The 23,860-nt window shown below is 50.3% G+C and carries 32 protein-coding genes and 5 pseudogenes; all 37 read right to left on the bottom strand.

The genetic code is table 11. The features are described from left to right. Positions 1-17 precede the first annotated feature (17 nt). The 37 genes and pseudogenes from SSCH_RS13815 to rpsS all read right to left on the bottom strand — a co-directional run bounded on the left by SSCH_RS13815 (position 18) and on the right by rpsS (position 23,847). The gene (locus tag SSCH_RS13815; protein WP_044665981.1) at positions 18-1,214 is read right to left on the bottom strand and encodes an acetylornithine transaminase; all 1,197 of its coding nucleotides are present in this window, start codon (positions 1,212-1,214) and stop codon (positions 18-20) included. 38 nt (positions 1,215-1,252) lie between these two features. Next, positions 1,253-1,429 carry a hypothetical protein gene (locus SSCH_RS19585; protein WP_198142495.1) on the bottom strand — a complete coding sequence of 59 codons (177 nt, stop codon included), beginning with the start codon at positions 1,427-1,429 and terminating at the stop codon, positions 1,253-1,255. 265 nt (positions 1,430-1,694) lie between these two features. Beyond that, positions 1,695-2,573, bottom strand: a complete 879-nt coding sequence (argB, locus tag SSCH_RS13805; RefSeq protein WP_044665979.1) for an acetylglutamate kinase — start codon at positions 2,571-2,573, stop codon at positions 1,695-1,697. Between the two features lie 14 nt (positions 2,574-2,587). Continuing rightward, positions 2,588-3,808 (bottom strand): bifunctional glutamate N-acetyltransferase/amino-acid acetyltransferase ArgJ, encoded by a 1,221-nt coding sequence (gene argJ / locus SSCH_RS13800; protein WP_044665978.1) that lies wholly within the window; start codon positions 3,806-3,808, stop codon positions 2,588-2,590. Between the two features lie 212 nt (positions 3,809-4,020). Continuing rightward, positions 4,021-5,060 (bottom strand): annotated as a pseudogene (gene argC, locus SSCH_RS13795) (N-acetyl-gamma-glutamyl-phosphate reductase). A 497-nt stretch (positions 5,061-5,557) separates the two neighbouring features. Next, positions 5,558-6,562, bottom strand: coding sequence for an AmmeMemoRadiSam system radical SAM enzyme (amrS, locus tag SSCH_RS13790; protein ID WP_044665977.1), 1,005 nt, complete (start codon positions 6,560-6,562; stop codon positions 5,558-5,560). Positions 6,563-6,640: 78 nt separating this feature from the next. Beyond that, a complete protein-coding gene (gene amrA, locus SSCH_RS13785; protein WP_052835670.1) occupies positions 6,641-7,978 on the bottom strand; it encodes an AmmeMemoRadiSam system protein A in 1,338 nt (445 codons plus the stop codon). A 404-nt stretch (positions 7,979-8,382) separates the two neighbouring features. Further along, positions 8,383-9,144, bottom strand: a complete 762-nt coding sequence (cwlD, locus tag SSCH_RS13780; RefSeq protein ID WP_044665975.1) for an N-acetylmuramoyl-L-alanine amidase CwlD — start codon at positions 9,142-9,144, stop codon at positions 8,383-8,385. A 352-nt stretch (positions 9,145-9,496) separates the two neighbouring features. Continuing rightward, a complete protein-coding gene (rpsI, locus tag SSCH_RS13775; protein ID WP_044665974.1) occupies positions 9,497-9,889 on the bottom strand; it encodes a 30S ribosomal protein S9 in 393 nt (130 codons plus the stop codon). Between the two features lie 385 nt (positions 9,890-10,274). Next, positions 10,275-10,594, bottom strand: a pseudogene (gene rplM, locus SSCH_RS13770) (50S ribosomal protein L13); the annotation flags it as partial. Between the two features lie 93 nt (positions 10,595-10,687). Next, the gene (truA, locus tag SSCH_RS13765; protein ID WP_044665972.1) at positions 10,688-11,467 is read right to left on the bottom strand and encodes a tRNA pseudouridine(38-40) synthase TruA; all 780 of its coding nucleotides are present in this window, start codon (positions 11,465-11,467) and stop codon (positions 10,688-10,690) included. Positions 11,468-11,472: 5 nt separating this feature from the next. After that, complete coding sequence (gene rplQ / locus SSCH_RS13760; RefSeq protein WP_044665971.1) at positions 11,473-11,805, bottom strand: 50S ribosomal protein L17; 333 nt, start codon at positions 11,803-11,805, stop codon at positions 11,473-11,475. A 17-nt stretch (positions 11,806-11,822) separates the two neighbouring features. Then, positions 11,823-12,773: a DNA-directed RNA polymerase subunit alpha gene (locus SSCH_RS13755; protein ID WP_044665991.1), complete on the bottom strand. Its 951-nt coding sequence runs from the start codon at positions 12,771-12,773 to the stop codon at positions 11,823-11,825. Positions 12,774-12,814: 41 nt separating this feature from the next. Beyond that, positions 12,815-13,441: pseudogene (gene rpsD, locus SSCH_RS13750) on the bottom strand (30S ribosomal protein S4). A gap of 27 nt (positions 13,442-13,468) precedes the next feature. Then, positions 13,469-13,858, bottom strand: coding sequence for a 30S ribosomal protein S11 (gene rpsK / locus SSCH_RS13745; protein ID WP_044665970.1), 390 nt, complete (start codon positions 13,856-13,858; stop codon positions 13,469-13,471). Positions 13,859-13,873: 15 nt separating this feature from the next. Then, on the bottom strand, positions 13,874-14,248 hold the full coding sequence (gene rpsM / locus SSCH_RS13740) for a 30S ribosomal protein S13 (protein WP_044665969.1): 375 nt from the start codon (positions 14,246-14,248) through the stop codon (positions 13,874-13,876). Between the two features lie 16 nt (positions 14,249-14,264). Beyond that, positions 14,265-14,379, bottom strand: a pseudogene (gene rpmJ, locus SSCH_RS17770) (50S ribosomal protein L36). A 66-nt stretch (positions 14,380-14,445) separates the two neighbouring features. Next, the gene (gene infA / locus SSCH_RS13735; protein WP_044665968.1) at positions 14,446-14,670 is read right to left on the bottom strand and encodes a translation initiation factor IF-1; all 225 of its coding nucleotides are present in this window, start codon (positions 14,668-14,670) and stop codon (positions 14,446-14,448) included. A gap of 9 nt (positions 14,671-14,679) precedes the next feature. Further along, positions 14,680-14,994 carry a KOW domain-containing RNA-binding protein gene (locus SSCH_RS13730; protein WP_232294487.1) on the bottom strand — a complete coding sequence of 105 codons (315 nt, stop codon included), beginning with the start codon at positions 14,992-14,994 and terminating at the stop codon, positions 14,680-14,682. A gap of 10 nt (positions 14,995-15,004) precedes the next feature. Then, positions 15,005-15,754 carry a type I methionyl aminopeptidase gene (gene map / locus SSCH_RS13725; RefSeq protein WP_044665967.1) on the bottom strand — a complete coding sequence of 250 codons (750 nt, stop codon included), beginning with the start codon at positions 15,752-15,754 and terminating at the stop codon, positions 15,005-15,007. Continuing rightward, positions 15,754-16,408: pseudogene (locus SSCH_RS13720) on the bottom strand (adenylate kinase). The gene map and the pseudogene SSCH_RS13720 overlap by 1 nt, the downstream one beginning before the upstream one ends. Positions 16,409-16,422: 14 nt before the next feature. Further along, positions 16,423-17,682, bottom strand: a complete 1,260-nt coding sequence (gene secY, locus SSCH_RS13715; protein WP_044665966.1) for a preprotein translocase subunit SecY — start codon at positions 17,680-17,682, stop codon at positions 16,423-16,425. Next, positions 17,683-18,123, bottom strand: coding sequence for a 50S ribosomal protein L15 (gene rplO, locus SSCH_RS13710; RefSeq protein ID WP_044665988.1), 441 nt, complete (start codon positions 18,121-18,123; stop codon positions 17,683-17,685). A 69-nt stretch (positions 18,124-18,192) separates the two neighbouring features. Beyond that, on the bottom strand, positions 18,193-18,690 hold the full coding sequence (rpsE, locus tag SSCH_RS13705) for a 30S ribosomal protein S5 (RefSeq protein WP_044665965.1): 498 nt from the start codon (positions 18,688-18,690) through the stop codon (positions 18,193-18,195). A 21-nt stretch (positions 18,691-18,711) separates the two neighbouring features. After that, positions 18,712-19,077, bottom strand: coding sequence for a 50S ribosomal protein L18 (rplR, locus tag SSCH_RS13700; RefSeq protein ID WP_044665964.1), 366 nt, complete (start codon positions 19,075-19,077; stop codon positions 18,712-18,714). Between the two features lie 11 nt (positions 19,078-19,088). Further along, the gene (rplF, locus tag SSCH_RS13695) at positions 19,089-19,637 is read right to left on the bottom strand and encodes a 50S ribosomal protein L6 (protein WP_044665963.1); all 549 of its coding nucleotides are present in this window, start codon (positions 19,635-19,637) and stop codon (positions 19,089-19,091) included. Positions 19,638-19,649: 12 nt separating this feature from the next. Further along, complete coding sequence (gene rpsH, locus SSCH_RS13690; protein WP_044665962.1) at positions 19,650-20,045, bottom strand: 30S ribosomal protein S8; 396 nt, start codon at positions 20,043-20,045, stop codon at positions 19,650-19,652. 24 nt (positions 20,046-20,069) lie between these two features. Then, entirely contained in the window at positions 20,070-20,255 is a 186-nt protein-coding gene (locus SSCH_RS13685) for a type Z 30S ribosomal protein S14 (RefSeq protein WP_044665961.1), read from the bottom strand. 33 nt (positions 20,256-20,288) lie between these two features. Continuing rightward, on the bottom strand, positions 20,289-20,825 hold the full coding sequence (rplE, locus tag SSCH_RS13680) for a 50S ribosomal protein L5 (RefSeq protein WP_044665960.1): 537 nt from the start codon (positions 20,823-20,825) through the stop codon (positions 20,289-20,291). A 27-nt stretch (positions 20,826-20,852) separates the two neighbouring features. Then, on the bottom strand, positions 20,853-21,179 hold the full coding sequence (gene rplX, locus SSCH_RS13675; protein WP_044665959.1) for a 50S ribosomal protein L24: 327 nt from the start codon (positions 21,177-21,179) through the stop codon (positions 20,853-20,855). 22 nt (positions 21,180-21,201) lie between these two features. Continuing rightward, positions 21,202-21,570 (bottom strand): 50S ribosomal protein L14, encoded by a 369-nt coding sequence (gene rplN, locus SSCH_RS13670; protein ID WP_044665958.1) that lies wholly within the window; start codon positions 21,568-21,570, stop codon positions 21,202-21,204. Continuing rightward, entirely contained in the window at positions 21,545-21,859 is a 315-nt protein-coding gene (gene rpsQ, locus SSCH_RS13665) for a 30S ribosomal protein S17 (protein WP_044665957.1), read from the bottom strand. The genes rplN and rpsQ overlap by 26 nt, the downstream gene beginning before the upstream one ends. A gap of 11 nt (positions 21,860-21,870) precedes the next feature. Then, on the bottom strand, positions 21,871-22,104 hold the full coding sequence (gene rpmC / locus SSCH_RS13660) for a 50S ribosomal protein L29 (RefSeq protein ID WP_044665956.1): 234 nt from the start codon (positions 22,102-22,104) through the stop codon (positions 21,871-21,873). Next, the gene (gene rplP / locus SSCH_RS13655; protein ID WP_044665955.1) at positions 22,091-22,528 is read right to left on the bottom strand and encodes a 50S ribosomal protein L16; all 438 of its coding nucleotides are present in this window, start codon (positions 22,526-22,528) and stop codon (positions 22,091-22,093) included. The genes rpmC and rplP overlap by 14 nt, the downstream gene beginning before the upstream one ends. Further along, complete coding sequence (gene rpsC / locus SSCH_RS13650; RefSeq protein ID WP_044665954.1) at positions 22,529-23,203, bottom strand: 30S ribosomal protein S3; 675 nt, start codon at positions 23,201-23,203, stop codon at positions 22,529-22,531. A 3-nt stretch (positions 23,204-23,206) separates the two neighbouring features. After that, the gene (gene rplV, locus SSCH_RS13645; protein ID WP_044665953.1) at positions 23,207-23,548 is read right to left on the bottom strand and encodes a 50S ribosomal protein L22; all 342 of its coding nucleotides are present in this window, start codon (positions 23,546-23,548) and stop codon (positions 23,207-23,209) included. 14 nt (positions 23,549-23,562) lie between these two features. After that, entirely contained in the window at positions 23,563-23,847 is a 285-nt protein-coding gene (gene rpsS / locus SSCH_RS13640) for a 30S ribosomal protein S19 (RefSeq protein WP_044665952.1), read from the bottom strand. Between the last annotated feature and the right edge of the window lie 13 nt (positions 23,848-23,860).

The following is a 23,860-nucleotide window of genomic DNA, read 5'->3' as shown; positions in this document are numbered from 1 at the left end:
GTTTAAAAAATCGCTTTCTATGACAAGATTAATACACGCAGTGCCTCCTCCAGGATCCCCACTGCCTCATCAACCTCTTCTCTGGTTATGATCAAAGGAGGCAGGAAGCGGATCACCCGCTCTGCAGTGCAGTTGATCAGGAGTCCCCGCTCCTGACAGAGTGCTACCATCTCCTGTCCGGGACGGTCAAGCTCCATCCCCAGCAACAGTCCCATCCCCCGCACCTCTTTAATAAATGGATACTTCTTTTGCAGAGCATCCAGGCATGCTTTCATATACTCCCCGGTCTTTGCTGCCTGCTCAACAAGCCCCTCTTCCTGAAGCACCTGAAGAACCGCCCTTGCTGCCGCACAGGCCACCGGGTTCCCCCCGAAGGTGGAACCGTGGGTGCCGGGCTGGAAAACCCTGGCTACCTCTTCCCGCGCCACCGCAGCACCGATAGGCAGTCCTCCCCCCAGGGCCTTAGCAAGGGTAAGGATATCAGGCCGCACCCCGTAGTGTTCGTAAGCAAAGGCCTTTCCGGTACGCCCCAGGCCGCACTGCACCTCATCAAAGATGAGCAAAATCCCCTCTTCACGCCGCAGTTCAGCCAGAGTTTCCATCAGTTCCAGGGAAGCGGGATAGACACCGCCCTCCCCCTGCAGCGGCTCTATCATAACAGCTGCGGTTTGCGACCCTACAGCCTTCTTCAGCTCCGCAACATCATTGAAGGGGAGATGGCGAAACCCCCCCGGCAGGGGTGTGAATCCGCGGGAAAACTTCTCTTGGCCGGTTGCTGCCAGTGTTCCCAGTGTCCTGCCGTGAAAAGACTTTGTAAAAGCAATGATCTCCGGGTTCTCCCTGCCATGTTCGTAGGCGTACTTGCGGGCAAGCTTGATTGCTGCCTCATTAGCCTCAGCACCGCTGTTGCAAAAGAAAACACGGTCAAGGCCGCTTAAGACTGCCAACTCCCGGGCTAAAACCACAGGGGGCTCAAACCAGTAGAGGTTGGAGCAGTGAATCAACCGCTCTGCCTGCTCGCGGATTGCAGCAACTACCCTGGGGTGACAGTGTCCCACAGCATTGACAGCGATCCCCCCTACAAAATCAAGATAAGACTTACCTTCATCATCCCAAACACGCACCCCATCCCCCCTGGCGATCACCAGGGGAAGTTGTGCATAATTTTGCATCAGGTATCTCTTCCCCATTTCAGTTATTTGATTACCTGTCATAACATCTCCTCCCGTCAATAGTGGTTAGCCGTTAGTCGTTAGTCGTTTGTTTGTTGTTTGTTGTTTGTTGTTTGTTGTTTGTTGTTTGTTGTTTGTTGTTTGTTGTTTGTTGTTTGTTGTTTGTTGTTGAAAAATTCGTTGCCTAAAGTGGATTGAGAGAATCTCCTGTTAATTTGATCCACCTTTGATCCACCTTTGATCCACCTTTGATCCACCTTTGATCCACCTGAGAAGCATTTCCGTCTACTTCTGACTTCCGACTTACGGTTTCCGACTTCTGTTTTTTCGGCTGGTCCTTTGATAATAATTTTCCGATTGCTAAAAAATAGGCCACAAAACATGTTCCCAATACACTCACTGATATGTATTAGCAATAAAGCAAGCCTGACAGAACTAGCGGTCGGAAGCCGGAAGTCGGCCGTCCACGTTGCTTCCAGAAATGCGCCAGGAACCGTCCCCGCTGCATCCCCGCTGCATCTTCTACTTATCTACCATTGTGCCGACACCTTCGTCTGTGAAGACCTCCAGCAGGATTGAGTGCAGGATGCGGCCGTCGATGATGTGGGTGCGCCCCACACCGTTCTTGAGGGCATAGACACAGCACTCCACCTTGGGAATCATCCCACCGGCAATCACTCCCCTGCTGATCAGATCAGGGACTTCCGCGGCTTTGATCACTGAAAGAAGACTCTTAGGGTCATCACGATCGACAAAAATTCCTTCTACATCTGTAAGCAGCACCAATTTATTGGCCTTTAAGGCTGCTGCCACCGCACCGGCCACATAATCGGCATTAATATTATAGCTCTTGCCATCCCTTCCTACCCCGATAGGGGCAATCACCGGAATGTATCCCTCATCTTTTACGGTTTGTATTATCTCGGGATTTACCTTTTCCACTTCACCTACATGGCCGAGGTCCTCCCTCTCCTTTACTGAAACAGGAAGCACCTTCTGGTGGGCTGTGATCAACCCCGCATCTTTCCCGCAGATCCCAATACCCTTCCCCCCCAGCTGGTTGATCAGGGTAACGATCTCCTTGTTCACTTTCCCGGCCAGCACCATCTCCACCACTTCCATGGTCTCCTCATCGGTAACCCGCTGGCCATGTACAAAACGCGTTTCTTTGCCAAGCCGCGCCAGCATAGCATCGATGGCTTTTCCTCCACCGTGAACAATTACCGGGTGGATACCGACCAGCTTCAACAAAATGCAGTCGGCCATCACCCCTTGCTCCAATTCCTCACTGACCATCGCCCTGCCTCCGTACTTGATGACCACGGTCTGGCCGGAAAACTTTCTGATATAAGGCAGAGCTTCAACAAGTATCGAAGCTTTTTCCAGTGCAGTTACAACCATCCTTCTCCCTCCCCTCAGGTGCGGTAATCGGCATTAATCTTTATATAATCAAAAGTAAGGTCACAACCCCATGCTATTCCCAGGGAGTTGCCTTGATGCAGGTCCACTGTAATCGTCACATTCCGCTCCCGTAGGATGGCACTCGCCCGCTCCTCATCAAAGGTCAGACCTCTCCCCTCAGCAGCTACTAGAAGATCTCCCAGATAAACATCTACTAGATTCGGATCAAAGAGAACCCCGCTGGCACCTGCTGCCGAAAGCACCCGCCCCCAGTTGGCATCTTCACCGAAGATGGCAGTCTTGACCAGGCTGGAAGCAGCTATAAAACGAGCTATGATACGGGCTTCCTCTTCACTGGCTGCATTCTTCACCTGGACCTCCAAAAATTTTGAGGCTCCCTCCCCATCCCGTGCGATCATTTTAGCAAGTTCCACACAGACCGCATAAATCGCCTCCCGAAAGAGGGTAAACTCCGGTTGATCAGCGGAAAAGTCAGGGTTCCCCGCCTGCCCATTGGCCAGGAGGACCACCATATCATTGGTGCTGGTATCACCATCCACAGTAATATTATTGAAGGAACGGTCAACCGCCCACCGCAAGGCAAGTTTCAGCACCTGCTGCTCCACACAGGCATCAGTTGTAATAAAAGCAAGCATTGTAGCCATATTCGGGTGGATCATCCCTGATCCCTTAGCCATCCCACCCACTATTACTTCTCTGCCACCCAGGTTAAATTGAACAGCATACTCCTTTGTCACAGTATCTGTGGTCAGGATAGCCTCTGCAGCAGCAGCCCCACCCTCTGTGGAGAGAAGGCTTACCGCCTCTTTGATCCCTGATTCTATTTTTTCCATAGGGAGATACTCCCCGATCACTCCGGTGGAGGCGACAGCCACATGCTCCGCAGGGATATTCAGGGCATCACCTGCCAGCTTAGCCATCATCCTGGCATCAGCAAGCCCCTGCTCCCCGGTACAGGCATTGGCAATCCCGCTGTTCACCACAACCGCCTGAGCCAATCCCTGTGCCAGGTGTTCCTGTGTTACCATAACCGGGGCAGCCTTCACCTGATTCTGGGTGTAGACCGCAGCTGCTACAGCAGGTGTTTCCGAGTAAAGAAAGGCCACATCCCGCCGCCCATTTTTACGAATCTCAGCTGTAACTCCCGCTGCTAAAAATCCTTGTGGGGTGGTCACACCACCCGATATCTCCTTGTATTTTAACTGTTGGGACAAAATGACTCCTGGTTCCCCGGATTAACCGGCCTTTCTATGAAGAAGGGGCAGTCAGTTGGACTGCCAGGAACACAGGCACCCCCTTCCTTTCGTGGATTGACAGAGCTATATACTACTTCGAGCAGCCCATTTATGTCAACTTGCAGCAACCTGCTGTAAATTACTGCACCTAGTTGCACAGTTATCAAATAGCTATAAGAACAACGATTCAATCAAGGATAGATCACCGGCTGTTTTAATCCGGCATTCTCCGGAAGGCCAAACATCAGGTTCATATTCTGTACCGCCTGACCTGCCGCTCCCTTGACCAGGTTATCGATCACTGACACAATAATTGCCTGCTTTTTAGCTGCGACAACACCGAGGAAACACCTGTTGGTTCCCAGCACCCACTTGGTCTCCGGCAGTTCCCCATCCCGGGCTACCTGTACAAACTCCTCTTCAGCATAATAATCCTGATAAATCCGGCGCAGGCCGGAGGTGTCCAGCGAACTGTTGAGCCTTGCATAAACTGTACTCAGAATACCCCTTGCCACCGGAATCAGGTGGGGTGTAAACACAACATCAACCGAGCTCCCAGCCAGAACCCCGGCATAATAGGCGATCTCCGGTGTATGCCGGTGTGTCCCTACACCATAGGCCTTTGTGTTCCCTTCACATTCGCAAAAATGACTGCCCAGGGCCAAGGCCCTTCCGGCACCTGATACCCCGGATTTGGAATCAATGATCAATGATCTCAGGTCAACAAGACCGTTCTTGAGCAGCGGTGCCAGGGCAAGCAGGGCACTGGTGGGATAACAGCCAGGGTTGGCTACCAGCTTCGCCTTGCTAATTTTTTGCCGAAAGAGCTCCGGCAGGCCATAAACAGCCTCAGCCAGCAGTTCCGGCGCCCCGTGCGGAGCTTTATACCACTTTTCATAAAGCGAGCTGTCAGGCAGACGGAAATCCGCGGCTATATCGATCACCCTTTTCCCCTCCTTCAGCACCCCCTGGGCTGCGGGTGCTGAAACCCCATGGGGCAGTGCCAGAAACACAACATCCGAACGGCGAATCAGTTCCGGCACCCTCTCCATATCCAGTATCTCCAACTCAGCATACCCCCGCAGGTGAGGAAAAACCTCATCAAGGTCGACCCCGCAAAATCCCGCGAAGCTGTGATTATTTCAGTTACCTCCGGATGCTGACAAAGAATTCTAACCAGCTCCTCGCCCACATACCCGGTAGCCCCTATGATCCCCACATTCAATGCCATATCTGTCTCTCCTATTATTAATATTAATCCTCTCTGCCAATAAATTATGCACAAAAAGTGAAATGCTGTGCTCATAATGCAAGCACCGCATTGGGCATACTGCCCCTTGAGAAAATGATTTCTAATTATTATACGCTGTTATGAATATTTATGCAACACCCAAAAAATAATATGTGGTGACTGTCACCAAAAGGCCGAATCTGTATATACCTGTCTATACAAATAACACCTTCCGGTGACTCTTTTCCCAACCACTAACTACGGATGCTAACTACGGATGCACTGGGAACTGTCCCCCTTGCACGTGATGGAGTGTTACCTATCTGTTGAACCATTAGTGTTACCCATGTCTTGACAGAACTTCAACAACTAACCACTAACTTTATTCCCACTTCCAACCTCCCACTTCCCACTTCTCAATTCAACCTCCCACTTCTCACTTCCCACTTCTCGATTCAACCTCCCACTTCCCACTTCTCAATTCAACTTCCCACTTCTCATTTACTAACCACTACTCTCGCCTCATACCCACATTCCCGGCATTTGTTCTCTTCCAGCCCCTTGACCTGAACACCGTAACCGGAGCGCTCTATGAGAAGGCTGCCGCATTCCGGGCAGAGTGTGTCATTTTTAGCTATTTCCCAGGCGTTGCCGATATAGACATATTGAAGTTTACTGGAAGCGAGCTTAAAAACCCTGATCATGGTTTCCAGAGGAGTAGAAGGCAGGTCGAACTCATACTGAGGGAAGTAACGGGAAAAATGCAGAGGGATCCCCGGGTCTATTGAGGCAATCCAGTCCACAAGACCTATTATTTCCTGGTCACTGTCATTCATCCCCGGCACCACAAGGTTGGTGATCTCCACATGGCACGACTGCTGTGCCAGTTCCACAGTCTTTAGTACCGGCTCCAGCCGCCCGGAGCAAGTTTTTCTGTAAAAGTCATCTGTAAAGGCCTTTACATCGATGTTCATGGCATCCACAAAGGGGAGCAGTTCCAGGAGTGGCTCTTTTTGCACAAAACCATTGGTGACCAGGACGTTTTTCAGGCCCTTCTGCTGTGCGATCTTCGCTGTATCATAAACAAATTCATACCAGATCAGCGGTTCAGAATAGGTATAGGCAATACCGATCGACCCTGATCTCTTTTGGGCCTCCAGGGCGATCTCTACCAGTGTTTCCGGCGTCACCTCCCTGGTAGGAGGGGAATCACCATGGGCGATCTCCCAGTTCTGGCAGAAGCCGCAGCGGAAGTTGCAGCCGAAGGTCCCCACAGAAAAGATATTCGTTCCGGGATAGTAGTGATAAAGAGGCTTTTTTTCAATTGGGTCAACCCCCCCGGAGGTGACTTTGCCGTAGTTCAGTGTATAAAGTTTGCCCTCTATATTCTGGCGTGCGCGGCAGATTCCATGCCGTTCAGGACTAATTTTGCAGTTTTGCGGGCAGAGATGACACCATACCCGCCCCTCATCCAATTGTTCATAATACAAAGCTTCTTGCACTGAAAACCCCTCCTTCTCGTAACAGGATCATGGTTGGCTATACCCTGAGCAATCACCCGGGCTGCTGAAAACCCCTCCCTACTCGTAACGGATCACTTCAAAACGGTAGAGCTCTACCTCATCGCCAGGAGAGATCCCCGCCTTTTGGCAGGCAATGCTGATCTGCTCATCTGCGGTGTTCACACCCTCCAGGTCCGGGAGCAGCAGACCGGTACGCCTACCGCTTTTTACAATGATCCCATAGCGCTTCGGGTCGAGGTCATCCTTTGAATCCACTTGCTCTGAGGGTGTCAGGACATCAACAGAAATATCTATCTCAGAAAGTTCATCCAATTCCACCGGCCAAAAGCGTGGATCCTCTACCCCGGCAGCAACCGCATTGTGTATGATTTCAGAGGCTATATTTTCCCGTATAGGTTCAAATGTCCCAATACACCCCCGCAGCTGTTCATCTTTTTTCAGGGAAACGAAAACCCCTGCACTCTTTTCCATCCCTTCAGGAACAGGGTCCGGGATCGACATGACCTTGCCGGTACGCAGGTAATGCTCCAGACTCTCCCGTGCAAGCTGAACAGGCGATGTCCCGGGCTCTTCTGCCCTATCGCCAATCCGGAAGCCCGCCACCAGGTAGCCAACACCAAAGGGCCCCTCATACGAATAGATTGTGGGCTCAACCTCATAATTTTTCAGAGCTCCCAACAGCATAATGATAGGGCGCAGCCCGCACTCTCCCGCATCCTCAACCAGATCATCTGAGATATTGAGGAGTAGCTGGGCATCCATTTTCTCCAGAGACTCTTTAATTAGCAGATCAAACTCTCTACCACGGGGACTGTAACCTGCAGGCGCCCCGGGCATAAGGCGATGTGAGAGGTCACCGCTGGCGATAATACCTGCGCGTTGAGGGGAACTCTCCAATACCCTCCCCAGGGCCTGTCCAAACTTATAAAGATTTGGCAGAGGCAGTAAGCTAATTCCAAATGCTACAAGTGAAGCATCCAGCCCTGCCTCCTCAAGGTAGTAGAGGGGCACTGTAATCCCATGGTCCAGGCTGCCGGGGTCATTGACATACCAGTTGTCCAGGTCAACCCCCAGCACCTCCACTCCCTCCCTGCTGGCCTCTTCGGCAATCTTTCGCGCCAAATCCAGATCGTTTTTCACCTGAAAGGATATTTCCATCGCACCAAAGGCCGTAAAGTCCCCAAAGAGATCCTGAGTCTGTAAATACCCCATCTGTCTGCGTGTGAAAACCCCATGCGGGCTGATAAAGACGAGAACTTCCGGGCGCTGCTCTGTCATAAAAGCCGCCCACTCCCGCATGGCAGTGACAGTACTTTTTGCCTTCTGCAGTTCATCCCCACCGATTTCGGGTATGATGATCGGGGGGTGTGGCGATACACCGGCACAAACCAACATGATCAACATCACCTTCTTTTCGTCAGGGCTTAGGGCAGCCCCTTTGATTTCTTACCTTTATTTTTTACTTTCAGCAATATGGATATGAATCCCTTCTTTAGATCATCCCCTGGTAAACCATTATTATCAGTTATATTGGTAGTTGGTGGTAAGTCGTTGGAAAAAAGATGCTGGGGCGAAAAGTTGTCCATGATGACTCCAGGTTTCCCTCAGGCTTATGTTTTTCGGGTTGGTGGTTAGTCGTTGGTCGTTTGTTACTGGGAACTGCCGGGCCGAAGGTGTTGGCAGCCAAGTCAAAACCTGTCTTGACAAAACAGCGATACTGCCTTTGGGTTTGTCTTGACACACGCAGGAAGGCGATAAGCACGGGGGTTTGGCTAAGAGTGGCACGATGCTTAAATGCATCAGTCATATGCCGGTTCTTTGGGCAAGGGATCCCCGGCAAAAAAGCGGACAACTCCGGCGTAGATACTCCAGGCCAGCTTGTTTTGGTGAATAGGGTCACCAAGTAGAGTCTCTTCACGGGGGTTGGATATAAATCCCGCCTCTACAATTACAGCCGTACACTTGTGGCTGCGCAAGACAAAAAAATCCTCGGGTTTGATCCAGCGATGGCTTTCCCCAAGGGTTTTGATCAGTTCCTTTTGAATCAAACCTGCCAGGCGCTTGCTTTCCTTTGAACCGGAATGATAGAAAACCTGGGCACCCCAACATTCAGAGAGAGGGATGCTGTTGATATGGATACTTATAAACAGATCCGCCTGGTATTTTTCCGCCAACTCCACCCTCGCTGCCAGATCATCCTTATGGCGCACCCCTTCCGGTGCTCTCCCCTCTTCACTTAAATCGTAATCACCCTCCCTGGTCATGATCACTGTAGCACCTGCCTGTTTTAAAAAGGTGGAAAGGCGTCTGGCAATGGCCAGGTTGATCTCTTTTTCCTGGACTCCGCTTTTTCCTACACAACCAGGATCTATTCCACCATGTCCCGGATCAACAACAATTACCTTGCTGGCAACTGTCCAAGATAGGGCTTCCACCGCCTTGCGCTCCTGGCATGAAGCATAATAGGGATAAAGGGCACACCCCAGCAGCAGCACCAGTATCACTGCGAAAACCACCCGTTGCTTGGGACGAAAAACCTTGAAGAAAATGAACTTCCGCACAACTGCCCCTCCCTCAATTCATCCTCCTAAAAATGTATGCAAAAAGAAGAACAAATATCCACACAAGGGATCAGGGAGACGGTTCTCGTGATCCCATATTTTCCATAATCCCCATAAAGAAGATCACGAGAACCGTCAGACTGTGTAAAAACCATTGCGCCCTTTTCCGTCCCCCCACTTACGATCTAATTCCGGTTGTTTTTAGGGATAAGGAACACCAATTACCCGCTATTTCAGTTATGACCCCCACTTCTGACCGCTGAACTGGTGATTTTGGGAGTTATCACACAGTCTGCCGTCCCCGTGATCTTTCAGAAAAGCAAAAGTGACGGAGTTTTCCGCCACTTGAACTTTAACGCTTGGAGTACTGTGGAGCTTTGCGGGCTTTCTTGAGACCGTATTTTTTTCTTTCTTTCATTCTGGGATCTCTGGTTAAGAACCCCGCCTTTTTCAGGAAAGGTCGGAGGTTCGGATCTGCTTTGATCAGGGCTCGTGCCAGGCCGAGGCGAATAGCTCCTGCCTGCCCACTTGAACCACCACCGTCAACATTGGCAATCACATCAAAACGCCCTGTCATCTTGGTAAGTTCCAGGGGCTGCCTGGCTATAATCTGCTGGGTGCGTGTATCAAAATATTCCTCCATAGGCTGCCCATTGACGATGAGCTTGCCGTCACCGGGTACGATTCGCACACGCGCTATAGAGGTCTTGCGTCTTCCTGTTCCTTGATAGAGTACCTGCGCCAAAAGTTGTTACCTCCTTTCCAAAAAAAAATGTGGAGGCAGGAAGTCAGATGTCAGAAGTTGTGAAAAACTTGTTTCCGCCGGCTCCTTAACATTCAACTTCAGCCACTGTTTTCATTATCCGATGGTACCGCCTGGATGGCATAAGGCGCAACATTCCTGTCTTCGGCCTTTGTTTTTATTCTTTTAATGCGCATCGGAGACTACCCCCCTGCACATGTTGAAGATCGGGAATCTTTAACAGAAACTGTGGCGAACCTTCCAACCACCAACGACTAACGACCAACCACTAAGCCATTTCCCATACTTCAGGGCTTTGGGCGGCGTGAGGATGGTTCGGGCCGCGATAAACCCGCAGCTTTTTAATAACACTCCTGCCTAAGCGGTTGTGTGGGATCATCCCCCAGACAGCCTTTTCAATTACCTGTTCAGGCTTTTTGCTGATCAGTGCAGCAAATTTATCACCTTCAAACCGCCCGGATAGCCTGTATGGCGATAGTATTGCTTATCTTTAAACTTATTTCCGGTAACCTTCACCTTTTCCGCATTGACCACAATTACATGGTCACCGGTATCAATATGTGGAGTGAATGTTGGCTTGTGCTTCCCACGCAAAATTCGCGCCACCTCTGTTGCCAGCCTACCCAGCGTCTTGTCTTCTGCATCGATCAGATACCACTTACGCTGCACTTCATCTGGCTTGGCCATATATGTGCGCACTTCAAAAACCTCCTCTTCTCAACATTTCCCTTTGGGCTGCATCCATTTCAGCTATATTACTGCTCTTCAACCTGTTTTATTCTAGGGGATCGATATGTCTCTGTCAAGAATAAACCCATCCTGGTAATATACCTGTACCAGGTAGAGTCCCTGCGGGGGAGCGGTAAAACCACCCCTCCCCCTCTCCCCTTTTTCCAGAATCTGCTTGACCTGGCCGGGGGAAAGTTTTCCACAGCCTGTCTCCAGCAGGGTACCTACAATCAGCCGCATCATCTTATAAAGAAAGCCATTACCTATAACTGAAAACCTGACCCAATCCCCCTGCTGTTCAGCATCAACAGAATAAAGATGCCGTACCGTACTCTTTACACTGCTGCCTGCAACCGAGAATGCTCTAAAGTCGTGCTCCCCGGTTAACACCGCGGCACACTCTTTCACTCTTGCCATCTCCAGAGGAAAGGGAAAGCGGTAACAGTAATTTCGCCAAAGTGCCAAAGGCTTCCTGCTGTTGAACACCAGGTAGCGGTATTTTTTACCTGAGGCACTGCGCCTGGCATGGAAAGAGGCATCCACCTCAACAGCATCTAAAGCCTTTATATCAGGAGGCAGCTTTCCGTTTAACGCCCTGCAGAAACGCTCCACTGGAATGGATGAGCCGGTTTCAAAGTGCACCACCTGTCCCAGGGCGTGAACTCCGCTGTCTGTCCGCCCGGCACCTGTTATGGGAGTCTCTTTTCCGGTAAGCCTTACCAGAGATTCTTCCAGGACTCCCTGTACCGTCCTTAAGTCTGTGCCTGACTGCTTTTGAAACCCTGCAAAATGTGTGCCATCATATTCCAGTGTAACCTTGAGACGCCGCATGGCATCTAGACGAGCTCTAAAAAGGCCATGGGGGCGCTATCCCCATGCCGATATCCGGTTTTGAGGATCCGTGTATAACCACCGGAACGCTCCTCATACCTTGGTGCAACCTCATCAAACAGTTTTTTAACAACGGTTTCATCGAGAAGATATGCCATTGCCTGTCTTCTGGAATGCAGGTCTCCTCGTTTTCCCAAACTGATCATTTTATCTGCTAAACGCTGGACCTCTTTGGCCCTGGTCAGTGTTGTCTCAATGCGCTCTTCCTTAATTAAGGATGTTGTCATGTTTCGCAGCATGGCTCGCCGCGGGTCAGTTCGCATCCCCAGCTTCCGCATATCACCATCACCTCTTTCTACTCCTCACTCTTCTTCAACTCAAGATTCATTTCAGCAAGTTTATTTTCCACTTCTTCAAGGGATTTTTTTCCCAGGTTGCGCACCTTCATCATTTCCTCTATGGTCCGTTGGGTTAGTTCTTCCACAGTGTTAATTCCGGCACGTTTCAAACAGTTATAAGAGCGAACAGAAAGCTCCAGCTCTTCGATAGGTTTTTCTAGATGCACGTTTGTATCGTCTTCTTCTTCCTCAGGTTCCGGTTCGTCTTCTTCCGGCATTTCCGTCAGGTTGACAAACAGCTGCAGGTATTTGGAAATGATCTTTGCAGCCTGGCTTACAGCCTCATCAGGGGCAATAGCTCCATTTCCCCAGACCTCAAGGATCAGCCTATCGTAGTCAGTCTGCTGCCCGACCCGGGTGTCTTCAACTGCATAATTTACCTTGTAAATAGGTGAAAAGATAGAATCCACAGGGATCTCCCCGATCACCTGCTCTGACTTTTTATTTCTCTCCGCTGGCACATAACCGCGGCCCTTTTCCACAGTCATTTCCATAAAGAGGCGGCCATCGGGTTCCAATGTGGCAATGTAGAGATCGGGATTCAGGATCTCTATATCAGCCCCTGCTTTGATATCTTTGGCAGTGACCTCCCCCTCAGCCTCAGCCTCCAGACGAATCATCTGGGGCTCATCCCCATACATTTTGAGGGCTAAACCCTTGATGTTCAGGATAATATCTGTGGTATCCTCCCGTACTCCCTGAAGTGTGCTAAATTCGTGTAAAACACCCTCAAACTGGACAGATGTTACAGCTGCCCCGGAAAGGGAGGAGAGGAGCACACGGCGTAAACTGTTACCCAGTGTTGTCCCATAGCCACGCTCCAGCGGCTCCACTACAAACTTCCCATATGTTTCCTCTTCATTTTTATCCACATAATCGATGCGCGGTTTATTTTCATCACCCAGCATCAACATACCTCCTTCCCCAAACACCTTTATGAAACTTATCCTTAACGGGAATACAACTCCACAATCAGGTGTTCTTGGATGGGGATATCTATATCTTCGCGTGCCGGCATTCCTAATACCCGCCCCTGCATTCTCTCCAGATCTACTTCCAGCCAGGGGGGAGGTGTTTTTTTGTGCTGCTGCTTCAGCAATTCCAGCAAACAGGGGCAACTCCCTGCTTTTTTCTTGAACAGCAATCTCATCCTCGGTCCGTATATGGTAGGACGGTATATTTACTCGTTTTCCATTGACGGTAAAATGACCGTGCCGTACCAGTTGGCGGGCCTCAGCCCTGGACTGGGCAAATCCCAGGCGATAAACAACATTGTCCAGCCGAGTTTCCAGCAGGCGGAGCAGGTTCTCACCGGTAATTCCCTGCTGTCTTTCCGCCAGGTCAAAGTAACGGCGGAATTGGCGTTCATAAACTCCATAAATCCTGCGTGTACGCTGCTTCTCCCTGAGCTGTAATCCGTACTCGGTCTCCTTTCTGCGCCCTCGTGCCTCTGACCGGGAGGATAGCTTCGTTTGTCCACTGCGCACTTTTCCGAGTAACAGCGGTCGCCCTTCAGATAGAGCTTCATCCCCTCACGGCGGCATAAGCGGCATACGGGACCTGTGTGTCTTGCCATGAATTTTGTCCCTCCTTATTTTTTCGTCTATACACGCCGGCGTTTCGGCGGCCGGCAGCCGTTATGCGGTATTGGGGTTACATCTTTGATCATATTTACTTCCAGACCCGCAGCCTGCAGCGACCTGATCGCTGCCTCTCTTCCGCTGCCTGGCCCCTTGACGTAAGCCTCTACCTGTTTCATCCCATGCTCCATTGCTACTTTAGCAGCGGACTCGGCTGCCATCTGGGCGGCAAAAGGGGTGCCTTTGCGCGTACCCTTAAATCCCATACCGCCTGCACTGGCCCAGGCTACAGAATTGCCTTTGGTGTCAGTTATAGTGATTATTGTATTGTTAAAAGTTGATCTGATATGGGCGATCCCATGTTCCACATTTTTGCGTTCTCTTCTCTTGGGTCTTGCCTTAGGTCTTGCCACATTACTCCCCCTTTCCTATGCTTTTTTCCTTTGAATACCGACGGTCCTCTTAGCGCCTTTACGACCCCGGGCGTTGGTTTTGGTGCGCTGACCCCGGGTAGGCAAACCCCTGCGGTGGCGCATGCCCCGGTAGCTCCCAATTTCGATCAAGCGCTTGATATTCATAGTGACCTCACGCCGCAGATCGCCTTCGACTTTATAGTCATTGTCGATAATCTCAGTGATTTTACCAACCTCTTCCTCTGTGAGGTCCTTCACTCTTGTACTTGGGCCGATTCCCGTCTTTTGAATAACTTCCCGAGCGGAGGTCTGGCCGATCCCGTAAATATAGGTCAGGGCGACATCCACCCGTTTATCACGCGGTAAATCTACTCCAGCAATACGTGCCATCTCTTAACCTCCGATCTTAACCTTGCTTTTGTTTATGCTTGGGGTTTTCACAGATAATCATTACTTTTCCCTTACGCTTAATTAATTTTGCATTTTTCACAGATAGGCTTCACAGAAGCGCGAACCTTCATGAAAAATACCTCCCTCTCTGCCCGTTTTACAAAGATATGCGCATGAAATTCGAAACTAAGGTTACATTATTTATAACGATAAACAATCCGTCCCCGGGTTAAATCATAGGGTGACAGCTCAACAGTAACGCGGTCACCCGCCAAAATCCGAATGAAGTTCATCCGGATCTTTCCGGAAACGTGCGCTAGTAGTCTATGCCCGTTGGCTAGCTCTACTTTGAACATGGCGTTGGGCAGTGTTTCCACCACTGTACCTTCGACTTCGATTACATTTGGCTTTGACCTGGGCATATAATTTATCTACCCCCTTGTTTCAGACTCCTGATCAAGCAAAAAATGCTGCTTGAATCGGGCAATAACCCTGCGAACCTCACTGTTTCCCGGGTTTTGTCCGGTTTCCCACTGTTGAACGAGATCACCGGCAACCGCAGGGTACAGTTTTAGGTGTTTGATGTTCTTCTGCTTGGGATTATCCATCCTTCGCTTTTCTCCGTCAACCAGATAAACAAATGTGTCATCTCTTATTTCAAGGACAAGGTAATATTTTCCTCTGTCGCGCCCTCGTTTAGAACAAACCAACTGACCAAGCTTAATCTGTTCATCTATCAAAGTCAACCCCAACCCTTCACGAGAGCCGGGTTAATATTTCCGGCTGTCCTCCAGTTACCAATATTGAGTGTTCAAAATGGGCGGAAAGGCTGCCGTCTTTGGTCACGACAGTCCACTTATTGGGCATAATGGCTACATCGTATGTGCCGGCATTGACCATTGGTTCGATAGCCAGTGTCATCCCCGGTTCTAGCCGCGGACCATAGCCAGGCCTTCCAAAATTGGGTACCTGTGGAGCCTCATGCATCTCCTGCCCAATCCCGTGGCCGACAAACGCCCGCACAACACTAAAGCCGTTGTCTTCAACAAAGGTTTGAATGGCGGCACCGATATCTCCGATCCGGTTCCCGCTGACTGCCTTCTCTATCCCCATCTCTAAGGATTTTTTAGTTACTGCCAGCAGGCGCTCTGCCTCCGCGGAGATCTCCCCAACGGGAAAGGTACAGGCAGAATCCCCACAGTAGCCATGGTAGAAAGCCCCAACATCAATACTAATAATATCCCCGTTTTCCAATATTCTTAAACCAGGGATGCCGTGCACAACCTCATTGTTGACTGATGCACAAATGCTGGCCGGAAAACCCTGGTAATTGAGAAAAGCAGGGACTCCGCCGGCCTCTCTGATAAAATCCTCTGCAAATTTATTGAGCTCACCTGTAGTCACCCCGGGGCTGATCCTTTTGCCCAGTTCCTGAAGTGTTTCAGCCACAATTCGCCCCGCCTGGCGCATAAAGGCAATTTCTTGGGCTGACTTGAGCGTTATCATCAAGCAAAACTCCTTATCACTTTTTCGATCTCTGAGAAAACCTGGTCAATAGAAAGCTCCCCATCGACCTCCTGAACGATACCACGCTGCCGGTAGTATTCCAGAAGGGGCATTGTCTGCCTCCGGTAGACATCCAGGCGGTTGGATACTGTTTCAGCAGTGTCATCACTCCTTTGATAGAGGTCACCACCACAGCTGTCACAGATTCCATCCCTCTCGGGTGCTTGATAAAGGAGGTGGTAGGTGGCACCGCACTTTCTGCAGACGCGCCGCCCGGTCAGGCGCTCCAACAGCACCTGTGGGTCAACACTGATATTTAATACCAGGTCGAGCCTACCTTCCTCTATTTCTTTCAATATACTGTCGAGTGCCTCCGCCTGGGGAATGGTGCGGGGAAACCCATCGAGCAAAAATCCTCTGGTACAGTCCGGCTGCAGCAAACGCTTCTTGATCACCATCACTGTGACCTGATCGGGAACCAGTTTGCCCGTGTCCAGGTAGCTCTTGATCTTTTTGCCGAGCTCACTTGATTCCTTGATCTCTGATCCGGAAAATATCACCTGTCGAAATATGTGGTATCTCACAGAATGAAGCTATTCGTGCCGCCTGGGTCCCTTTACCTGCACCTGGGGGACCCATAATCAACATCCTCATCTAAATACACTCCCCTATTTCATGAAACCCTCATAATGTCGCATCAATAGATACGATTCAAACTGCTTCATGGTCTCCAGAGCAACACCGACAACAATCAACAGGGCTGTTCCCCCAAAGTAGAGGGATGAAATCCCGGTGACAGCAATCATAAAGTTCGGCAAGATTGCGATCAGCGCCAGGAAAATAGCACCTGCCAGGGTCAGCCGCGACAAAACACGGCTGATATACTCCCCGGTTGGCCTGCCCGGCCGCAGCCCGGGGACAAAACCACCATATTTTTTCAGGTTGTCAGCCACATCCATCGGATTAAAAACTATGGCTGTGTAAAAGTATGTAAAGAAAATGATCAACAAGGCATATAATACCGAGTTCAAAGCAGATCCGAAAGCCAGTGACGACTCCACAGCACGTGCCCAGGGATGGTCAATAAACCTGGCGATCTGAACAGGGAAGAGCATCAGCGACATAGCAAAGATGATGGGAATTACCCCTGCCTGGTTGACCTTTAACGGAATATGGGTGCTCTGTCCACCGTATACCTTCCGTCCCATGACGCGCTTGGCATACTGAACGGAAATCCGCCTCTGACCCTCATTTACTGCCACTACTCCGGCGATAATCAACAGCCCCAGCGCCGTTAAAAGAATAATGCTGAGTATATTGATTTCGCCCACACTAAACAGCTGCCCCATACTGGAAAGCCCCTGAGGTAAGCGGGAAACGATCCCAGCAAAGATGATCAGTGAAATACCGTTCCCGATCCCTTTTTCTGTGATTAGCTCCCCGATCCACATCAGCATCGCGGTACCTGCGGTCAGGGTCAGGGCAACCAGCGCATAGGAGCCAATGCCAGGAGATACGAAAATGCCCTGTCGGCCCAGAGCCACAGACATTCCTATGGCCTGAACCAGCCCCAAAAACACCGCAAAGTATCTGGTGTACTGGGCGATTATCTTGCGACCGGCTTCCCCTTCCTTAGCAAGCTGTTCCAGTTTCGGGATCACCACTTGGAGAAGACTCATGATGATCGAGGCGTTAATATAGGGTGTGATGCTCATGGCAAAGACCGATAAGCGTCTGAAAGCACCACCTGAGATCACATCGAAGATCCCAAACAGCTGCCCCTGTGTAGCCTGTTTCATTGCTTCAACATCGATCCCGGGTACCGGAACATGGACACCGATACGGAAAACCAGAAACATCACCAGGGTAAAGATAACCTTTTTTCTAAGGTCCGTTACCTTCCAGGCACTGCGTAGAGTGTCCAGCACCTAGATCACCTCGACTTTACCGCCGGCGGCTGATACCTTTTCCGCGGCTCCCTTGCTCACCTGATGCACCTTTATTGTTAAGGGCCGGTTGAGGTCACCTTTCCCCAAAAGTTTAATTTTGACATCACGCTGTTTGATTAATCCCTCATCAAAGAGGAGTTCCGGTGTCACAACAGCACCCTCAGGGAAGCGGACCAGATCCCTGATATTGACGATGGCCACCTCTTCCCGAAAGATGTTGGTGAAACCACGCTTGGGGAGACGCCTGCTCAAAGGCATCTGTCCTCCCTCAAATCCTGGCCTCGTGCCCCCACCGGAGCGCGCTTTTTGGCCTTTGTGTCCTCTGCCGGCAGTTTTACCTAAACCTGACCCCATGCCACGCCCCTTGCGCTTTTTCCCCACACGTGCACCCGGAGTCGGCTTTAAATTATGGAGTTTTATCATTCCACTCCCCTTCCTTCTCATCAACTAGCACAACAAGCTTTTAGTAAATCGATCCTAACAACAGGGTTATCCAGTTAATTCCTCTACTGTTTTCCCCCGCAATCGTGCCACTTCTTCTACTCGCTTCAGATTCTGAAGCCCCTGGACAGTGGCATGGACCATATTATGGGCATTGGAGGAACCCAGGGACTTGGTCAGGATATCCTGGATCCCTGCGGCTTCTAAAACTGCACGCACAGGCCCGCCGGCGATTACACCTGTACCAGGTGCGGCGGGTTTGAGCATAACCTGCCCTGCCCCAAACTCCCCGATTATTTCATGAGGGATTGTAGTCCCTTTCATGGGAACATCAAACAGATTCTTTTTAGCATCTTCGATTCCCTTGCGGATCGCTTCAGGCACCTCTCCGGCCTTTCCATATCCGGCACCTACCCGTCCCTGATTGTCCCCCACAACAACCAAAGCGCTGAAACTAAATCTGCGTCCACCTTTTACAACTTTTGCAACACGATTGATGCTGACTACCTTTTCTGTTAACTCAACTGCTTCGGGGTCATTTCGCAAATTACGTATTCCCTCCCTTCTTTAGAACTCCAGGCCGTTTTCCCTGGCCGCATCGGCAAAAGCAGCAACTCGTCCGTGGTAGGGAAAGCCGCCGCGGTCAAAAACAACTCTCTTGATTCCTTTGGCATTAGCCTTTTCGGCAACTAACTGTCCAACAATACGGGCAGCAGCCATATCCTTTTTCCCTCCGACATCCTCTCGAATTTCCGGAGAAAGGGTGGAGGCAGAAGCCAGGGTCTCCCCTTTGGAATCATCGATTACCTGAGCATAGATATGGTTGAGGCTTTTATAAATACAAAGCCTGGGTCTTTCTGCTGTACCGAAAACCTTTCTGCGAACCCTGGAGTGTTTCCGGTTGCGCTTGGTAGCTCGCGTTTCTCTTGCCATTCTCTCACCCCTTAAATCTTCCCTTTGATACCTGCTTTGCCGGCTTTACGCCTGATCACTTCATTTTCATATTTGATGCCCTTTCCCTTATAGGGCTCAGGCTCACGTATACTCCTGATCTGAGCCGCCACGGCACCTACTTTTTCCTTGTCTATACCTTTAACGATAATCTTACTTGCTGCCGGAACCTCAATCTCTATACCCTCTTCCGGTTCGATCTCTACCGGATGTGTGTATCCAACGGTCAAGACCAGCTTTTTACCCTGCATTGCAGCGCGATAGCCAACCCCGACCAGGTCAAGTGATTTGGAGAAGCCCTTCACAACACCATCCACCATATTCTGTATCTGGGTTCTCGTCAACCCATGGAGGGCCCGAGACTGCTTTTCATCTGATGACCGTATGACAAACACTTTGTTATCTTCCTGAGAAAGCTGCATCTCCTGGTGGACCTCGCATGAAAGTTTACCTTTTGGCCCTTTAACCTCCACCAGGTGATCCTTAATGTTTACTTCGACTCCTGCCGGCACTGTCACCGGAAGGCGCCCCACTCGAGACATGGTACCACCTCCCTACCAAATATAGCAGACTACTTCGCCACCCAGGCCTTCCTGCCTGGCTTTCTTATCGGTCATCAGACCCTTGGAAGTGGACATCACAGCCACACCAAGACCGCCTAACACTCTAGGAACTTCATCTTTCTTCACATAAACCCGCAGTCCCGGCTTACTGATACGCTTCAATCCGGAAAGCACCTTCTGCCGGTTAGGGCCATATTTCATATAAATTCGTAAAATCCCTTGTTTCCCGTCTTTCACGTATTCATAATGTTTAATATACCCTTCTGCTTTCAAAATTTCCGCCATGGACTGCTTCATGTTGGATGCTGGGATTTCTACACAATCCCGGCAAACCTGGTTCGCATTGCGAATCCTGGTCAAGAAATCGGCAATGGGATCCGTAACCATATGTTCAACCTCCTCTGTGCCGTATTACCAGCTAGATTTGACAACACCAGGGATCTGCCCTTTATAGGCCAGTTTCCGAAAGCAGATACGACACATCCCGAATTTACGCAGGTAAGCGCGTGGCCTGCCGCAAAGAGGGCATCTATTGTAAGCCCTGACTTTGTATTTAGGCTTTCTTTGCTGCCTTATAGCAAGCGACTTTTTGGCCACCTTTTTCCCTCCTTTTATAAATATCTCTAAACTCTATTGCCGGAATGGCATTCCCATCAGCTTCAGCAGCTCCCGGGCCTCTTCGTCTGTTTTAGCTGTGGTAACAATTGTTATATCCATCCCGCGTACTTTATCGATCTCGTCATAATCAATTTCCGGAAAAATTACCTGTTCCCGTAGGCCCAGGGTGTAGTTCCCTCTGCCGTCAAAGGCTTTCGGAGAAATGCCCCGAAAGTCCCGCACCCGGGGGAGTACAATATTGACCAGTTTATCAAAAAAATCATACATCCGGTCCCCCCGCAGGGTCACTTTACACCCGATCTTCATCCCTTCACGCACCTTAAAAGCCGCAATGGATTTACTGGCGGTGGTGATCACAGGCCTTTGGCCGGTGATCTGGGCCAGGTCGTTGACAGCAGCCTCCAGGGCCTTTGGATTCTGAATGGCCTCACCGACCCCCATGTTAACGACGATTTTTTCCAGCCTGGGGGCCTCCATAATACTGCTGTAATCGAACCTTTTCACCAGCTGAGGGCTAACCTCGCCGCGATAGCGTTCTTTGAGACCCAATTCTTGCTCACTCCTTTACCGTAGCCACTACTTATCAATGATTTCCCCGCACTTCTTGCAGGCCCGGTAGTAGCGATCATCAGCGATTTTCTTGGCAACCCTGGTGGGCTTGTTGCACTTGCCGCAGACCAGCATCACATTTGAACTATCGATGAATGCTTCTTTTTCTATAATCCCACCCTGGGGAATCGACCGCGTCGGGCGGCTGTGCTTCTTTACTACATTGACCCCTTCAACGAGCACCTTTCTTTTGGAAGGGAGGACTTGGAGAACTTTACCCTTCTTGCCGGCATCTTTTCCCGTCAAGATATACACTGTATCTCCTTTACGCACATGCAGTTTTTGTTGTGACATTTTCTCACCTCCACTCCAAGATTTAGAGGACTTCCGGAGCCAAAGAAACTATTTTCATAAAATCTTTCTCTCTGAGTTCCCTGGCTACAGGGCCAAAAATCCGCGTACCGCGGGGATTTTTTGCATCACTCAAAATTACTGCGGCATTTTCACTAAACTTGATCGTCGAACCATCTTGCCGGCGAATGCCCTGGCTGGTCCTGACAACAACAGCCTTAACAATTTCACCTTTTTTGACCATCCCGCCTGGGCTCGCTTCCTTCACAGAAGCAACAATCACATCACCGACAGAGGCATACCGCCTAGAGGAACCACCTAAAACCCTGATACATAACAACTTCTTGGCACCGGTGTTATCTCCGACTCTAAGCATTGTCTGATGCTGGATCACTTGCTTTGTCCTCCCTTCCAGGCGGCCCGAGTTCGACTGCTCGGGATATCATTTCAGCCACCCGCCATCTCTTATCCTTGCTCAAAGGACGGGTTTCTGCCAATCTTATCTTGTCGCCAACCTTGCATTCATTATGCTCATCATGAGCCTTGTATTTCTTGGTTCTTTTTACGATACGACCATATAGAGGATGCCTCTCCCATCTTTCCACTTCAACCACTACGGTTTTATCCATTTTATCACTGACAACTGTTCCTACGCGTGTTTTACGCTGTTTTCGTTCTGCCATGTCGACACCCCCTATCCATCCTGGCCTAATTCGATGCTGTCCCCGCGCTCTTTTGTCAGTTCCCTTTCGCGGACGATGGTCTTGGTCCGAGCAAAGTTACGCCGAACCTCACGGATCCGTAAGGGATTATCCAACTGGCCTGTAGCCATTTGGAAGCGCAGGCGAAACAGTTCATCTTTTAGGTCTATCAATTCTCTTTCCAGTTCTTCATCTGTTAACTCGCGCAATTCCTTAGCCTTCTTCACCGGCCTCACCACCTGCTTCCTGCCGTTTGATAAACCGCGTCTTTATGGGCAATTTATGACTTGCTAGACGCATGGCCTCTTTGGCCTCATTAACTGGTACTCCGGCTAGTTCGAAAAGAATGCGTCCAGGCTTGACAATTGCCACCCAGTAATCAGGAGCGCCTTTACCACTGCCCATGCGGGTTTCCGCCGGCTTAGCGGTGACAGGCTGCTGGGGGAAGATTTTAATCCAGACTTTGCCCCCCCGTTTTACATAGCGGGTCATGGCAATTCGGGCGGCCTCAATCTGACGAGCGCTGATAAACCCTGATTCCAGGGCCTGAAGACCGTATTCCCCGAAACTAACTTCATATCCGCGTTCAATTTTTCCGGTCGGGCGGCTCAGGTGTGGCTTTCTGTACTTAACCCTTTTGGGCATTAGCATTTAACCCTCGCCTCCTTCCGCTGCACCTTTGGCAGCAACCTTCTCTTTTTCCGGGAAAACCTCTCCCCGGTAAATCCAGACTTTAACACCGATTTTACCGTACTGCGTGTTTGCCTCAGCAAAACCATAATCAATATCAGCACGCAGTGTATGGAGGGGAACCTTACCTTCGCTGTACCATTCGGAGCGAGCCATTTCCGCTCCGGCCAAGCGGCCGCTCAAGGCAATTCGGACTCCCTGTGCTCCCATACGCATGGTCCTGGAAACCGCCTGCTTCATAGCTCTGCGGAAACCCACACGCCGTTCCAGCTGTCCAGCGACATTCTCGGAAACCAATTGGGCATCCACTTCCGGTCTTTTGACCTCTACAATGTTGACACTGACCTGCTTTCCTGACAACTTCTCCAAATCTTTGCGCAAAGCTTCCACATCAGCGCCCCCGCGCCCGATTACAATACCGGGCTTTGCGGTATGAATGGAGATGCGCAGTCGATTTGCTGCTCTTTCAATCTCTACCAAAGAAACACCCGAATCATAAAGCCGCTTTTTTATGTAATCCCTGAGCAGGATGTCTTCATGAAGCAGTTCACGGTAATTTTTATCGGCATACCACCTGGAATCCCAATCCTTGATGATGCCTAAGCGAAGACCCTTGGGGTGTACTTTTTGACCCATCTTTTACCCCTCCTTTCGTTCGTCTACTATCACAGTAATATGACTGGTTCTCCTGCGTTTTAAATCTGCACGGCCGCGCGCCCGCGGACGGTAGCGCTTAACAACAGGCCCCTCATCCACGAAGACGGTTTTGATATACAGATCATCGCGGTCGAGGTCCTGGTTGTGTTCAGCATTGGCAGCAGCGGAATTAACCGCCTTGGCAATGGGAACCGCCGCTTTGCCCGGCATAAACCTTAAAATCGCCATGGCCTCTACCACACTCTTACCCCTGATCAGATCTGCAACCTGCCGCAGTTTACGCGGGGGAATCCAGATATAGCGTGCAACAGCCCTTGCTTCCACGAAATTCACTCCTTCTATTTGAGTGCCGATGAGCGTTCAGTATGAGCTCCATGGCCGCGGAAGAGGCGTGTTGGTGCAAATTCACCCAATTTATGCCCCACCATATCCTCGGTTATATAAATGGGAATGTGCCTCCGTCCATCGTGTACTGCAATTGTATGTCCGACCATCTCAGGAAATATTGTCGACCGCCGCGACCAGGTCTTGATTACCCGCTTCTCGCCCTTCTCATTCATGTCCTCAATTTTACGCATTAGCTTTTGTTCAATGTAAGGCCCTTTTTTCAGAGAACGACCCAAGTTTGCATCCCTC

It is taken from the genome of Syntrophaceticus schinkii (assembly GCF_000946815.1).
GTDB lineage: Bacteria > Bacillota > DSM-12270 > Thermacetogeniales > Thermacetogeniaceae > Syntrophaceticus > Syntrophaceticus schinkii.
Note: the sequence above shows the minus strand (reverse complement) of the source record. Positions and strands in the feature narration are given on the sequence as shown.

Excerpts from the sequence above, each read along its gene's own strand:
- rpsH (WP_044665962.1), bottom strand. The coding sequence starts at position 20,045 with ATGGTTACGGATCCCATTGCCGATTTCTTGACCAGGATTCGCAATGCG.
- rpsQ (WP_044665957.1), bottom strand. The coding sequence starts at position 21,859 with ATGGCAGAACGAAAACAGCGTAAAACACGCGTAGGAACAGTTGTCAGT.
- truA (WP_044665972.1), bottom strand. The coding sequence starts at position 11,467 with ATGCGGCGTCTCAAGGTTACACTGGAATATGATGGCACACATTTTGCA.
- argB (WP_044665979.1), bottom strand. The coding sequence starts at position 2,573 with ATGGTTGTAACTGCACTGGAAAAAGCTTCGATACTTGTTGAAGCTCTG.
- amrA (WP_052835670.1), bottom strand. The coding sequence starts at position 7,978 with ATGTTGGTTTGTGCCGGTGTATCGCCACACCCCCCGATCATCATACCC.
- rplR (WP_044665964.1), bottom strand. The coding sequence starts at position 19,077 with ATGGCAAGAGAAACGCGAGCTACCAAGCGCAACCGGAAACACTCCAGG.
- rplX (WP_044665959.1), bottom strand. The coding sequence starts at position 21,179 with ATGTCACAACAAAAACTGCATGTGCGTAAAGGAGATACAGTGTATATC.
- rplQ (WP_044665971.1), bottom strand. The coding sequence starts at position 11,805 with ATGCGGAAGCTGGGGATGCGAACTGACCCGCGGCGAGCCATGCTGCGA.
- rpsC (WP_044665954.1), bottom strand. The coding sequence starts at position 23,203 with ATGGGTCAAAAAGTACACCCCAAGGGTCTTCGCTTAGGCATCATCAAG.
- SSCH_RS13815 (WP_044665981.1), bottom strand. The coding sequence starts at position 1,214 with ATGACAGGTAATCAAATAACTGAAATGGGGAAGAGATACCTGATGCAA.
- rpsM (WP_044665969.1), bottom strand. The coding sequence starts at position 14,248 with ATGGCACGTATTGCTGGAGTAGATTTACCGCGTGATAAACGGGTGGAT.
- rplF (WP_044665963.1), bottom strand. The coding sequence starts at position 19,637 with ATGTCTCGAGTGGGGCGCCTTCCGGTGACAGTGCCGGCAGGAGTCGAA.
- rplP (WP_044665955.1), bottom strand. The coding sequence starts at position 22,528 with ATGCTAATGCCCAAAAGGGTTAAGTACAGAAAGCCACACCTGAGCCGC.
- map (WP_044665967.1), bottom strand. The coding sequence starts at position 15,754 with ATGATAACGCTCAAGTCAGCCCAAGAAATTGCCTTTATGCGCCAGGCG.
- SSCH_RS13755 (WP_044665991.1), bottom strand. The coding sequence starts at position 12,773 with ATGCTGGGTGATGAAAATAAACCGCGCATCGATTATGTGGATAAAAAT.
- infA (WP_044665968.1), bottom strand. The coding sequence starts at position 14,670 with ATGCCCAGGTCAAAGCCAAATGTAATCGAAGTCGAAGGTACAGTGGTG.